Source organism: Gordonia polyisoprenivorans, from assembly GCF_017654315.1.
Classification (GTDB): domain Bacteria; phylum Actinomycetota; class Actinomycetes; order Mycobacteriales; family Mycobacteriaceae; genus Gordonia; species Gordonia polyisoprenivorans_A.
This window is the reverse complement of sequence record NZ_CP072203.1, coordinates 95,098-107,967: the sequence shown is the minus strand read 5'-3', so window position 1 is coordinate 107,967 and position 12,870 is coordinate 95,098. Positions and strand designations below refer to the sequence as shown.

Annotated in this window: 10 protein-coding genes; 6 read left to right on the top strand and 4 right to left on the bottom strand. The window is 66.2% G+C overall.

Features of this window, described 5'->3' with window-relative positions; genetic code table 11:
• Positions 1 to 150 precede the first annotated feature (150 nt).
• On the bottom strand, positions 151 to 1,572 hold the full coding sequence (locus J6U32_RS00545) for a WS/DGAT/MGAT family O-acyltransferase (RefSeq protein WP_208793085.1): 1,422 nt from the start codon (positions 1,570 to 1,572) through the stop codon (positions 151 to 153).
• A 134-nt stretch (positions 1,573 to 1,706) separates the two neighbouring features.
• Between J6U32_RS00545 and J6U32_RS00540 the strand changes: the two genes are divergently transcribed.
• On the top strand, positions 1,707 to 2,309 hold the full coding sequence (locus J6U32_RS00540; RefSeq protein ID WP_208793084.1) for a SanA/YdcF family protein: 603 nt from the start codon (positions 1,707 to 1,709) through the stop codon (positions 2,307 to 2,309).
• 28 nt (positions 2,310 to 2,337) lie between these two features.
• Here the strand turns inward: J6U32_RS00540 and J6U32_RS00535 are convergent, their stop codons facing one another.
• Both J6U32_RS00535 and J6U32_RS00530 read right to left on the bottom strand, forming a co-directional pair.
• Positions 2,338 to 3,015, bottom strand: coding sequence for an SGNH/GDSL hydrolase family protein (locus tag J6U32_RS00535; protein ID WP_244332448.1), 678 nt, complete (start codon positions 3,013 to 3,015; stop codon positions 2,338 to 2,340).
• Positions 3,016 to 3,347: 332 nt separating this feature from the next.
• Positions 3,348 to 4,586: an acyltransferase gene (locus tag J6U32_RS00530; protein WP_208793083.1), complete on the bottom strand. Its 1,239-nt coding sequence runs from the start codon at positions 4,584 to 4,586 to the stop codon at positions 3,348 to 3,350.
• Between the two features lie 419 nt (positions 4,587 to 5,005).
• On the opposite strand from J6U32_RS00530, the gene J6U32_RS00525 reads away from it, so the two are divergent.
• A complete protein-coding gene (locus J6U32_RS00525) occupies positions 5,006 to 6,406 on the top strand; it encodes a styrene monooxygenase/indole monooxygenase family protein (RefSeq protein WP_208793082.1) in 1,401 nt (466 codons plus the stop codon).
• 136 nt (positions 6,407 to 6,542) lie between these two features.
• Here J6U32_RS00525 and J6U32_RS00520 read toward each other — a convergent pair whose 3' ends face one another.
• The gene (locus J6U32_RS00520; RefSeq protein ID WP_208793081.1) at positions 6,543 to 7,511 is read right to left on the bottom strand and encodes an alpha/beta hydrolase family protein; all 969 of its coding nucleotides are present in this window, start codon (positions 7,509 to 7,511) and stop codon (positions 6,543 to 6,545) included.
• Between the two features lie 100 nt (positions 7,512 to 7,611).
• On the opposite strand from J6U32_RS00520, the gene J6U32_RS00515 reads away from it, so the two are divergent.
• From J6U32_RS00515 to J6U32_RS00500, 4 genes are read left to right on the top strand one after another with little or no spacing between them, the layout of a single operon-like run.
• Positions 7,612 to 8,544, top strand: a complete 933-nt coding sequence (locus J6U32_RS00515; protein ID WP_208793080.1) for an oxidoreductase — start codon at positions 7,612 to 7,614, stop codon at positions 8,542 to 8,544.
• Between the two features lie 48 nt (positions 8,545 to 8,592).
• Positions 8,593 to 10,578, top strand: a complete 1,986-nt coding sequence (locus J6U32_RS00510; protein WP_208793079.1) for a TerD family protein — start codon at positions 8,593 to 8,595, stop codon at positions 10,576 to 10,578.
• A 45-nt stretch (positions 10,579 to 10,623) separates the two neighbouring features.
• Positions 10,624 to 11,517, top strand: a complete 894-nt coding sequence (locus tag J6U32_RS00505; RefSeq protein WP_208793078.1) for a DUF1295 domain-containing protein — start codon at positions 10,624 to 10,626, stop codon at positions 11,515 to 11,517.
• Positions 11,514 to 12,626: an FAD-dependent oxidoreductase gene (locus tag J6U32_RS00500; RefSeq protein ID WP_208793077.1), complete on the top strand. Its 1,113-nt coding sequence runs from the start codon at positions 11,514 to 11,516 to the stop codon at positions 12,624 to 12,626. Before J6U32_RS00505 ends, J6U32_RS00500 begins: the two co-directional genes overlap by 4 nt.
• The last annotated feature ends 244 nt before the right edge of the window (positions 12,627 to 12,870 follow it).

Genomic DNA, 12,870 nt, shown 5'->3' with positions numbered 1-12,870 from the left:
CGGCGCAGGCTGACGTGCGCGGGGTCCGACGTCTGGTACGGCTAACCGTAATTGCTGAGGTTGTGCAAGCGCTGCCAAGGCTGACCTAAGTAACGTTCGGTCGGTCTCCGGGGTTGTCCAAAAAGAGAATACTCGCCGGTAACTTACTGTCTAGTCAGTAGTGGCGGGTGTGACATTCGCGACCTTCTCGAGTTCCTCGAGGGCGGTGTCGAGATGGGTGAGCAGCCGCTGCAGGCTCGGCAACTCCTTACGCGCACCGATCAGGCCGAAGTTCACGTGCTCGGCGGTCGTGGTGACGGTGATGTTGAGCGCGAGGCCCTCCATGGCCACCGACACCGGATAGACGCCGTCGAGGCGGGCCCCGTTCCAGTACATGTGCTCGCTCGGACCCGGCACATTGCTGATGATGATGTTGAACTGCGGCGGCGTGTAGCGCACGAAGCCGGGGATGGTGGCGAACGCCAGCGATGCGATCGTCGCGGCGCCGTACGCGAGCGCCTGCAGCGGGGCGAGTCCGCGGATCACCTTCTTCGACTCGCGCATCGAATTCACCAGGGTGTGCAGCCGGCGCTCCGGATCGGGCTGATCGGTGGCCATGTTCGCCAAGATCGCGGTGATGGAGTTGCCGTCCTTGCCGTCGGGTCCGCCGAGGTGCATCGAGACCGGAACCGCAGCGATCAATGGCGACGACGGCAGGGCGTCGCGGTCGATGAGATAGGACCGCAGCGCACCCGAGCACATGGCGATGACGACGTCGTTGAGAGTGATCTCCAGCTGCTGGGCGACCGACCGCAGGCGCTCGGTGGGCCATTGCTGGGCGGCGAACCGGCGTGCACTACCGATCGGGACGTCGAGAATCGTCTTGGGTGCCGGACGGAACGGCGCGGCGAAATCCTTGTTGGTCATCGCCGTCCACGCGATCTTGGTGGTGGCGGGGACCATGCCGACGAGCTGTCCGCCGACGTCGAGAGCCGCACCCGCCAGCCCCATCGCGCCCGACAGGCCGGGGATACGGGAGGGGCTCGGCGCCTTGGGTTTACGCGAGCGTCGATAGAGTGCCGGATCCCACGGCGCCGACCCGTTGCGGTCGTCGGGATCGGTGGACAGGGTCCGTTGCAGCATCCGCAGCGCCGAGACGCCGTCGATGAGTGAGTGGTGGATCTTCGTGTAGAGAGCGACGCGGCCGTCGTCGAGGCCCTCGACGACGTGCACCTCCCACATCGGACGATTGCGATCGAGCAGCGCGCTGTGGTGTAGCGATACGTAACGCAGCAGTTCGCGGACGCGGCCGGGCCGGGGCAATGCCGCACGACGCACGTGGTAGTCGAAGTCGATCTCCTCGTCGAACGACCACGCGGTATATCCCATGACGCTGGCCGGACTGGCCGGGCGCTTGCGGAACAAGGAATGCAGCTCGGTGCAGGCGTAGAACCGCTCGACCATCTCCTCGGCCAGCTCGTTCGACGACTGGCCCTCGCGTGGGACGAACAGCTGCAGCCCTCCGACGTGCATCGGCTGCTCGCGGGTCTCGGCGATGAGAAACATCGATTCCGTGATCGGCATGTACGGCATGCGGGCCACCCCCTCCTGCTGACTCGAACTGTGGCTGGGATCACACTACCGCCTCTTGCGGCAGGCGCCCACACGAGATCCATCGACGCAGGCCAAAGGTCCTGAGTGCTGGTGGGCCGGGCTACGGTGGGCTGGTGGATCTGCGGAGCGCGGCCCGGCGTGCGATCCCGGTGGCGCTGATCGTCGTCGAACTCGTCGTCACCATTGCGGCGACGTGGGTGTTCGTCGCCGCCCACGGTCGTGTGCCGGCGCCGGATCGGGTACCGCGAGGCTCGACGGTTGTCGTCTTCGGGTCGCTGGTCTCCGACGGCGAACCCGGTGCCTACGTGCGGGGCCGTCTCGACACCGCGCTGGACCTGTACCGATCCGGTGCGGCTGCTCGGATCATCAACTCCGGCAACGGCTCTGCCGACGCCGGAGACGAGCCCGCGGTGATGCGCACCTATCTCGAACAGCGGGGTGTGCCGTCGGGGGTGATCGTCGACGATCCCGCGGGGTTCGATACCGCGGACACCTGCCGACGCCTGCACACGGTGTACGACGTCGAACGTCCGGTGCTCATCACGCAGGACTTCCACGTTCCGCGCGCAATTGCGTTGTGCCGCAGTCTCGGTGTCGACGCCACCGGGGTGGATGCGCGCTGTGAGTGTTCGGTGATCACGCAGGCGCGCAACGTGATCCGTGAGGCACTGCTCGCGCGGCCGAGGGCATTGGTGACGGCGGTGACGGGATGGTGACTGTGCCGATCTGGTTCTGCAGTGCCGATCAGGCTGTGCTGCGGGCTGATTCGGCCACCATCTCGGCGATCGCGGCCTTGCCCGCGGGACTCTCGTGATAGGGGGCCGGCCCCTGGTATCCGAAGAGCCACGGGTCGGGCGAGCACACCCCGTGGTCTCGCCCGGCCGTCGACACCGCCACGACGCGTGCGTCACCGCGTTTCGACGCGGTCGCGATGGCGGCGTTCAGCCCGCGATACACGGCGTCGGTTTCGGCCTGCTGCTCGGTGGTCAAGGGCAGCAGGTCGCACTGCGTGCCGTCGACGAGCGGGAGATAGTCGACGAACAGGACCGACGCCCGCGGCGCACGTTGGTGAATCGCACGCAGCATGCGAACCAGATCGTCGGTGAGACGGGCGAATTCGCGCGCACCCGGAGGTGGGGAGGGCTCGGCATTGCAGTGCTCCGGACGTACCCCGACGACCGGGCCGACCGCCTGGCAACTGTAGGCCATGACTCGTCCGACGTAGTGGATGTTGTTGCCGCCCACCGTGACGGTCACCAGCGAGGTGTCGGGGGTGAGCACGTCGATCTGTGGTCGACTCGCCCGTCCCGGTTGGGCGCGGTCGACCACGTCGGCCACGACGGCGCCCGAGCAACTCGCGTCGGTGAGTGTGAGTCCGATGCGCCGCGCGACCAGACTGGGATAGTTGTCGGCCGAGCGCATGCACCGCTTGTCGGTCAGCCGCGTCCCACCCGGTCCCGCCGCATATGAACTTCCCAGCGCCACATACTTCTTCGTCGGTGGCGCCGATGGTGACCGCGATATGTCCGAGGGCGATCCACCCGGCGATGATGCCGGGCCTGCCGGTTCGGGTGCGCCGCAAGCCGCGACGAGACCCGCGAGGATCACCAGGAGCGTGACGAGGTACCGAGCGGTGTGGTGTGTCCCCGATGACGTCACGGGTCCATTGTGCATTCGCGCGGCTGTGCGGACGGAATGCCTCGCCCGGAGCTGCTATCGGCCGGCGTCGGCCGTGGTGCTCGCGGTGCGCCCGGTCAGCTCTGCGACACCCGGTCCCGACGCCACGGCATCGAGATCGGCAAGCGTGGGCGTCCGGTGACGTAGAGTGACCCGGGAAGGTGACGCAGGATCTCGACGAGGAGCAGCGAGCCGGCCAGGGTCAGCAGGTACACGACGAAGGTGCTCCAGGGCTCGCCGATGAGAACCAGCATCGCGGGCCTGCCGTTCATCTGCGGGTACAGGATGAAGAACAACACCAGTACGTGGCAGAGGAACACGCTGAAGGACCGGTTGGAGGCGAACGACACCGCGCGGGCGAACCGCGGCGTCATCTCGCGCCAGTGCTCACCCCAATGCGCGGCCACCGCATACAGGCACGTCATCGCCACGACGAGAAACGGCACGAGCGCGGGGTAGAACGCGGAGTTGTTGTCGTGCACCGGCTTTCCGTCGTACCACACCCCGTAGAGGTAGGTGCCCAGGGCGAGGGCAGCCGTGGCCAACAATGCGCCGAACAGCCACCAGCCCTTACCGGACAGCCAGCGTCCGATCTCTTCGCGATGCACCGCGGCGATTGCCCCGTAGAAGATGAAGAACTGGTACGGGATGAAGGTCGCGTAGTTGTGCCACCAGTACGTGGCGACCGAGGCCGGTGGCTCCCAGTAGGTGATGGTGACGGTGATCGCGAGCTGCGCGGCGAGGCTGGCCAGCAGCACCCACTTGTGTTTGCCCACAGTGGCCCGCACCAGCCACAGAACCAGCGGGAAGAGCAGATAGACCTGCAACATCACGAACAAGAAGTACATCTGGAAGCCCGAGAGGCCCCACATCGCGAGTTTGCCGAACTCGTTGAGGCTCGTCGGGACCTCGCGCAGCCGTCCGTGTACCCACATGTCCTCGACGACCCAGTAGATGAACGACCAGATCACATAGGGGAAAATGACGAGCTTGATGCGCCGACGCCAGAAGGCGAACGTCGAGAAGTCACGCTTGTCGAAGTTCTGGTACATCAGCACGAAGCCGGTGAGCGCGAAGAAGGTGTTGCGGGTGAAGTGCAACAGCATCGAGGTGGTGTTGACCGGCAGGCTGGTGAACTCGTCGGTGGTCTGGGTGAGGCAGTGTACGAAGATGACGAGGGAGAACGTCGTCGCGCGGATGAGATCGACGTGATGCAGGTAGGCCCGCTTGGAGCGCTGCCCGACGGACGGGGCGGTGGCCGAAGGTGCCTGCGTCTGCACGCCGGTGGTGGTCGCGCGCGTGAGTGCTGTCGTCATTCCTCAACTCTCGAACGGCTGCTCGGGACGGATGATCGCCACGTTGCGCGGGGTGGTCCGCGACACGGCCGACGTGCGGATGCGTCGTCGCACCCGAAGACCGTCGTGATCTATCCGTGATCAAGCGTCACAGTATCAGCGCCACCTTGCGGGTCGCTGAGACAATTCTGGACGTACGTTCCCAAGTGAATAACATCACATGAATTTCGCGAATCCGACATGTGCTCTTCTGATGCGCGTCGCCCTGACCTCATCTTTCCCTGCAGGCGACCGATGGGATTGCACTGAACGAAATCCTGTTGCCGTTCCTGCGAACGCGGCAGGCTGGCTGGCGCCTGCCCGCTCGGGCCACTCGCGGCGCGTGATCCGCGACATCGAATCCGAGCGGACCACGAGTTCGACAAGGGAGAGGACAACACATGACAGATCAGCACACCGGGGGAGCGTCGAAGAGGTCGGTGGCCATCGTCGGCGCCGGACTGGGCGGGACCAGCGCGGCACTGGGGTTCGCCGACGCCGGCTTCGAGGTCACCCTCTACAGCGACCGCAACCGCGAAGAACTCCGTGACAAGGTTCCGCCGACAGGGGTGGGCGTGCTGTTCGGCAAGCCGCGGGAGTCCGACGCCGAGATCATCGAAGATCTCTACGAGGTCGGCAACACCACCGGCATCAGCGTTCGCCTGCACTCGGGCAGCGGGGACGAGCGCGCCGACGTGCTCGCGTTCAATCCCGACTACGGCTATGTGGCGCAGGCGGTGGATCTGCGCCTGCGGGCCGACGACCGGCTCGGCCGCTTCCTGGATCGTGGCGGGCGTTTCGAGGTGGGGCATATCGACGCCGCTCGCCTCGACGAGATCGCCGGCGCCCACGACGTCACCCTCGTGGCCACCGGCAAGGGCGGGCTGTCGGCGCTGTTCGAGGTCGACGAGTCCCGCACGCACTATCGCGAGCCGCAGCGTCGGCTTCTGCAGGTGACTCTCGAGGGTGTCGACCACGGTCCGGACACCTTCGCCTACCGCTCACGCGAGGGTGGAAAGCACTCGCTGTTCAATCTCGACAGCGACAACGGTGAGGTCTTCGTCGGCCCGTTCCTGCACAAGGATGCCGGATCGACCTGGTCGTTCATCGTCTTCGCCAAGCCCGATGGGCAGTGGGCACCGCTCATCGACAACGTCGTCGACGCGCGATCGGCACGCCAGACCGTCCTCGACATCTTCGAGAAGTTCTTCCCGAAGGACGCCTCGGTGGTCTCGCAGCTGCGGGTGATCGAGTCCGATCCGTACTCCTGGCTGACCGGTGCGGTGACCCCGACAGTTCGTAAGGCTGTCGGACACACCGCAAGTGGTCATGTCGTTGCCGCCATCGGCGACACCGCGATCGCCGTCGACCCGGTTGCGGGCCAGGGTGCGGCGAACACCCTCATCCAGGTTGCCGAACTCGTGAAGGCGGCTCGCGCCCGGTTGGCCGACGACCCGAATTCCGCCCTCGACGAGAACTGGCTGACCAGCGAGTTCGAAAAGCATTGGGAGCGGCGTGGTCACGCGGCCACCGAGGTCACCCGTCTGTACCTCGGCGACCCGGACTTCGCCACCCACCTCGAGCTGGCGTTCCCGGCGGCCGCGGTGAACACCGATATCGCCTCCGCCTTGTTCGGACTGCTGTCCGAGCCGAATCCTTTGCTGTCGTTGAAGTCTCGCGACGACGTGTTGGGATTCATCACCGCCGTCGCCGGGGAGCCCGCCGACGACGTGCTGGCCCGCTTCACCCCGGCCGGCGAGTTCAGTGCCGCTCCCGAGCAGAAGGTAACCGTCCCCGCCTGATCACCATCGTCGGTGGTCTCTCGACCGCCGCGGCCGTGTCATACGAATACAGATTCCACAAAGTTGGCCGAAAAACCCCGATTTTCGGGGTCGAGGGTCCGCTGGCGTGGAATCTGTATTCGTATGCGGCGCGCGGTCAGCGATCGTCGTGCGCCGGTGCCGTCAGGCCGGCCGCGGCGACGATCTCGTCCACGAGGCGATCGAAGGTTCTCGACGACGGTGAGACGATCGACGAATGTGTCTGTCCGGCAAAGACTATGAGCCGGGCGTTGCCGCCGGCCGCGGTGTCGGCGGTGACGTAGTCCTGGGTGAGAATCGCCGGCACGGTGGTGTCGAGGCTGCCGACGAGCCCGATCACCGGGACCTGCGGGTCGAGATTCTGGATGGGGTCGACCGCGGAGTACCGGCGCGGCACCCGTTGCGGTGGGCCGCCGAGCACCCGCACCACATTGCGATCGCCGAGCGCTGCGGCACGACGCATGTCGAGCGGCCCGGCGATCGACATCGCCACCGCGGGCCGATATCTCACCGGTACGCCGAGGACATCGACGCTGCGGTAATCGCGGGTGGCGGTCCACACCGCGAGCTGGGCGCCTGCCGAGTGACCGACCACGACGGATCGTCGTGTATCGATGATCGGGTAGTCCCGGGCCACGGCCGGGATGTCGTTGACTGCGGCAGCAACGTCGGAGAACGTGGTCGGCCAGCCACCACCGCTGCCCACCCGGCGGTATTCGACGTTGAGTACCGCCACGCCGCGGTCGGCGACGGTGGCGGCAAAGACGTTGAAGCTGCCCGCGCCGATGGTCTTGCCCCACCCGCCGCCGTGGATCAGGATGACCAGCGGTATCCGGCCCAGGTGCTGACGGTCGGGGAGATACAGATCCATCCAGTTCTGAGTCGGATCGGGGTGGGGGACCGGGTAGTCGATGCGTTCTATCCGGAGCCCGGCGGGTGCCACGGGCACCGGGGGTGGTGCCGCGTCGTGGGTGGCCGCGCAGGCCGCGAGCCCGAGTACGACGCAGAGAGCCACGACCGTATACGCGAGCGCCGACCGCACTCGCGCGACACGCGACGGCGGCGAAGATACACGCTTGGTGGGCACCTCAACATTGTGTCGCCCTCGCGTCGGGACCGCCCATCCGACACCGACATTTCGGCTGTGTGATACCCAAAGGGCACAAAACAGGTCAGGAGGGGCAGCGATGCACGGTAGGGGTTGGGGTCTGGCGGAAGCCCCCTCGCAGCGCGGGCGGGTGGCGGTGGTGACCGGCGCCAACTCCGGCATCGGGCTGGAAACCGCACGCCAGCTCGCCGGATTGGGTGCGCGGGTGGTGTTGGCCTGCCGCAATCCGCGCTCCGCCGCCGAGGCTCGTGACTCCATCGCGGCAAGCGTGGCCGACGCCGACCTCGACATCGCTCGCCTGGACCTCAGTGATCTTGCGTCGGTACGGGAATGTGCGGAGAAGCTCTGCGCCGAGTACCCGGTCATCGACATCGTCATCGACAATGCGGGTCTGATGCGGCAGCGGCGCGAGCTCACCGTGGACGGCTTCGAGATGGACTTCGGCACCAACTTCCTCGGCCACTACGCATTCAACGGCTTGTTGCTCGGCGCGGTGACCGCCGCCGAGGCCGGGCGCTTCGTGACGGTCGGTTCCAAGGTGTATCGCGCGGGCCTCATCGACTTCGACGACCTGACGATGGACCGTGGGTTCACCGCCGCGCGTGCATACTCTCGCGCCAAGTTCGCGCAGCTGGTGTACTCGGTCGAATTGCAGCGGCGACTCACCCGCGCCGGGCATCGTGCGCTGTCGGTGGCCGCGCATCCCGGCGCCACACAGTCCGGTGTCATGCGCGATCAGAACGCACTCCTGCGATGGTTGTTCACCACGCCGTCACTACGCTGGGTACGGCGCACCTTCATCATGGAGGCGCCCGGCGGGGCGCTCATCACCGTGCGTGCCGCCACCGATCCGGCGGTGCTCGGCGGTCAGTATTACGGCCCGCGTGGCGCCCTGGGGTTCAGTGGTCCGCCGGTCCAGATCCCGTTGGCCGAGAAGGCCACCGACCCGGCTCTGGGCCGGCAGCTGTGGGAGTGCGCGGAGAAGCTCACCGGGGTGCATGTCGATCTGTAGGTCGATCGGAGGGCACCGTGACGACCAGGATGCGGCTAGATTGTCGCAATGCCGACACATCTTCTGGCAAAAGGTGCAAATGTCCGGGTCGCAGACTTCTTCGGTGACCCCGACCCCTCGCTGGAAGTGACGATCAGGGTATCCCCGCCAAGTGCTCTCACGGCGGTGGATGCGAGTGTGCTCGTGTTGGGTTCCGCGGGAAGCGTGCAATCCGGTGACGATCTCGTCTTCTACAACCAGCCGGTGGGAATCGACGGCGCCGTGCGTCTCCTGGTCGACGGGCCGGTGACGGACTCGTCGGACGACGCCACGAATCTGGCCGGGGCGGTGGCACTGGATATCGCTCGGTTCCCGGACCACGTCGACCGAGTCGTCATCGCTGCCAGCGTCGATGCCGAATCGGGGGAGCACTTCGGTCTGGCCGGTTCGCTGGACATCGACGTGAATCTCGGTGGCGAACAGGCGAATTCGACACCGATCATCCGAAGTGAACTCGACGGGTTCACCGAGGAACGTGCGCTCATCGTCGGCGAACTGTACCGACATGACAGTGGATGGAAGCTGCGCGCCGTCGGCCAGGGATATCGGGACGGGTTGGCGGCTCTCGTCACCGATTTCGGGGTTGAGGTCGACGATCCACAGGAGGCCGTCGACGAGACGGACGAGGCATCGGCGCTGGTCGAGCCCTCAACCGAGAGCTCGGTCGCCCACGACGAGAACAAGGTGAGTATTCGGCGGCGCAAGCGAGTTGCTCGGATTTCTCCGGACTGGCGTACCAGGCACTCGCCGTATCTCCTGGAATCGGCGATCGCAGAGGGGTGGACGTCGGCGCGAATGTTCCCGGCCGAGAAAGCATCTTCGGCCACCGAGCAGGAGACGAGGGCTACCGCGGTGACGCTGGCCGTGATGGAGATCGTCCCCGAGTTCGGCAAACGCATTGTCGGCCAGGCCGGGGGACCCCGGGGCAAGATCGAGTGTTTCACCGAGGTCCGATTCAACCACGCGAACCAGGACCTCAGACCGGACGGACTGATCCGGGTGACCCGCGGCGACAAGCAGTGGACCGCGTTGGTGGAGGTGAAGACCGCCAAGGGGGTGTTGAGGGCCGATCAAGTCGAGGGCTACGTGAAGTTGGCCAGGGCCAAGGGTTTCGATGCGGTGATCACGATCAGTTGCGACATCATGCCGACCGCCGATGACCTGCCGGTGACGGTCGACGCGCGTCAGCTCCGCACAGTCGCGTTGCGACACCTCTCGTGGGAGCAGATCCTGGCCGAGGCTTCCGTCGTGAGCGCACACGTCGGGGTCGATGACCGCACGCGAGCACGGGTTCTCGCCGAGTACCTCCGCTATGGGTGTGACCAGCGGTCGGGCATGTGCGTTTTCGACGACATGGGCAAGCACTGGGTCAAGGTCCGGGAAGGCGTCAAGAACAGCACGCTGTCCTCAGGCGATGCCGCCACCGCGGACGTGTGTCGCCGGTTCGATCAATTGGGGAAACACCTGGCGTTCCAGCTCAGTTCACTGACCGGCCACGAGGTTACCTCCCGCCCGGCGGCCGCCCACGTCGACGCTGTCAGCCGGGCCAAGCAGCTCGCGGACTCCGGCGAAATGTTCGGCACCCTGCGCGTGTCGGGAGCGGTCTCACCGATCGTCTATCACGCCAACCTGGCCCGCGAGAGGATCAGCTGCTCGACACGAGTGCCCGCCCCGCGCATTGGCAGGCCGTCCACGAAAGTGAATTGGCTCATCCGACAGCTCGACAAGGCGCCCGCGGGTGTGCGCGTCACAGCTCACCAGTTGGGTAGCCGGACCGAGTCGGCGTCTTCGCTACTCGAAGGACTTCGGGACAGCACGGATGCGATTCTCCCGCCGCCCGGAAAGGACATCCGCGAGTTCACGGTGACACTCGAGCTACCGATGGGGTCCAAGCGATCCTCGGACAAGGGTTTTGTCCACGCCATGACAACCCTGGTCAACGGCTTCTACGAAACCGTGGTCGGTGAGGTCAGGGCGCCTCGCGATCCCGAATGACCCGTTCGGGCGTGCTCGTCGGGGTGCGCCCGTACGATCAGACCGATGACTCGATCAGCCGGCTTCCTGCGTATCGGAATCGCCTACACCATCGCCACCGTGGTCGGTCTGGTCTGGCTCTTGTGGGGTCCGCACCTGTCGATGCCATGGCTGAACGCATTGATCGCCGACGTGCTCGCGACGCTGGTGATCTTCATCTTCAGTCGAGCACACCACAATTCGAGCTTCTACGACGCATATTGGAGCGTGATCCCGCCGCTGCTGGTGGTGTGGTGGTGGGTCGAGGGCGACGCGGGAATCGCGGCGGTGCACTGCTGGCTGCTCACGGCGCTGGTCGTGGCATGGTCGGTCCGGCTGACGGTCAACTGGGCCAGGGGGTTTCCCGGGCTCCATCATGAAGACTGGCGGTACCCGATGCTCCGCGATCAGGCCGGGCGCGCCGAGGTCGTCGTCGATCTCACCGCGATTCATCTGATCCCGACGCTGCAGGTGTTCCTCGCGCTGATGCCCGCATACATCGCGGTGCGCCAACCGGATACCGAGGTGCCGTGGCTGATGATGGTCGCGCTGGTGGTCGGGGTGGCCGCACTTGGTCTTGAGACCATCGCCGATCGTCAGCTGCATGCGTTCGTTGCGACGGCCTCGGCCGGAGCGGTCATGGATCGCGGGGTGTGGTCGTGGTCGCGACACCCGAACTACTTCGGCGAGTTCGGATTCTGGTTGTCGCTGGCGTTGTTCGGGGTGGCGGCGGCTCCTTCCGACGCATGGTGGATGTTCGCCGGCGCGGTGGTGATGCTGGCGATGTTCCTCGGCGCCAGCATTCCGATGATGGAACGGCGCAGCATCGACCGGCGCCCCGACTATGCGAGGGTGATCGGCCGGGTGTCGAAATTCGTGCCCTGGCCACCACGACCGACCGCGCAGACCGATCCGGCGTGAGTAGGCCACGGGTGGTGATCGCCGGGCTCGGCGACACCGGCACCCTCACCGCGATCCACCTCGCACGTCACGCCGACGTCGTCGGGATCACGGTGGCGCCAGGCCTGATCAGCGGGCAGGAACTTGGCATGCGGTTGACCCGTCCCGAGGCGTGGGCACACGAATATGCGTTGCCCTACCGGCGATATCGCGCGCTCGACGCCGCCACGATCGTGCACGGACGCATCGCGTCATTGGACCCCGACGCGCGGCGACTCACCGTCGCCCGACCTGACGGCACGACCCTCGACGAGTCGTATGACGCCCTGGTCATCGCGACCGGTGTCACCAACGGGTTCTGGCGGACCACCCGGTTCCGCGACGAGAAGCAGGTGTCCGCGGAATTGGCCGACCATCATCGGCAGGTCCGCCAGGCACGTTCGGTGATCGTCGTCGGAGGCGGGGCGTCGGCGGTCAGTGCGGCCGCCAACATTGCCGCACACAGCCCGGATACCAAGGTGGACTTGTATTTTCCCGGTCCATCGCCGCTGCGGACGCATCATCCGCGCACCTGGCGCACCGTCGGGGAACGGCTCGAACACGCAGGGGTTCGACTGCACCCCGACCATCGCGCCGTCCTCACCGACGTCGACACAACCCGACTCGACGGGGGCGCGGTGCACTGGTCCACCGGCCAGCCCCCGGCACAGGCCGACCTCGTGGTGTGGGCGGTCGGGCGCGCCACCCCCAACACCGACGGACTGCCGACCGCACTGCTCGACGACGACGGCTTCGTGCAGGTGACGCCGACCCTGCAGAACCCGTTGTATCCGAACATCTTCGCGGTCGGCGACGTCGCCGCCACCGATCCGCTGAGGTCGTCGGCACGCAATCGCGCCGACCGGCTGGTCGCCCACAACGTCCGTGCCCACCTACGGGGCGGCCGGCTGCGGACCTATCGGCCGCCACACCGACGGTGGGGGTCGGTTCTTGGTCCGCAGAGCGATGGTCTGCAGGTGTTCGCGCCGAACGGCCGCGCGTTCCGGTTCCCCGCGTGGGCGGTCGAGAGGGTGCTCTGGCCGGTCATCGTGCGGCGCGGGATCTACCACGGTGTTCGTCGCGTACGGTGAGACCACGATCGGTGACGTCACGATCGCGTCCGTACCGTTACAGTCCGGGGTTCAACTGTCAGGTCTGTTCTGTATTCTGTGGTCCTGTCTCAAGTGAAAGGGGGAGCCATCATGATCGACAACATCTTGTGGAACGCGATTCAATCCAACGACACCGTGCTCGCTGTGCTGCAGTACATCTTCAGCGGCGTCAAGTAGAACATGACCGGACATGCCCCGATCCTCGGTGAGGATCGGGGCATGG

Bases quoted from the DNA above. Each gene is read 5' to 3' on its own strand.
- J6U32_RS00505 (WP_208793078.1), top strand. From the start codon at position 10,624: ATGACTCGATCAGCCGGCTTCCTGCGTATCGGAATCGCCTACACCATC.
- J6U32_RS00545 (WP_208793085.1), bottom strand. From the start codon at position 1,572: ATGCCGTACATGCCGATCACGGAATCGATGTTTCTCATCGCCGAGACC.
- J6U32_RS00515 (WP_208793080.1), top strand. From the start codon at position 7,612: ATGCACGGTAGGGGTTGGGGTCTGGCGGAAGCCCCCTCGCAGCGCGGG.
- J6U32_RS00510 (WP_208793079.1), top strand. From the start codon at position 8,593: ATGCCGACACATCTTCTGGCAAAAGGTGCAAATGTCCGGGTCGCAGAC.
- J6U32_RS00535 (WP_244332448.1), bottom strand. From the start codon at position 3,015: ATGCGCTCGGCCGACAACTATCCCAGTCTGGTCGCGCGGCGCATCGGA.
- J6U32_RS00530 (WP_208793083.1), bottom strand. From the start codon at position 4,586: ATGACGACAGCACTCACGCGCGCGACCACCACCGGCGTGCAGACGCAG.
- J6U32_RS00525 (WP_208793082.1), top strand. From the start codon at position 5,006: ATGACAGATCAGCACACCGGGGGAGCGTCGAAGAGGTCGGTGGCCATC.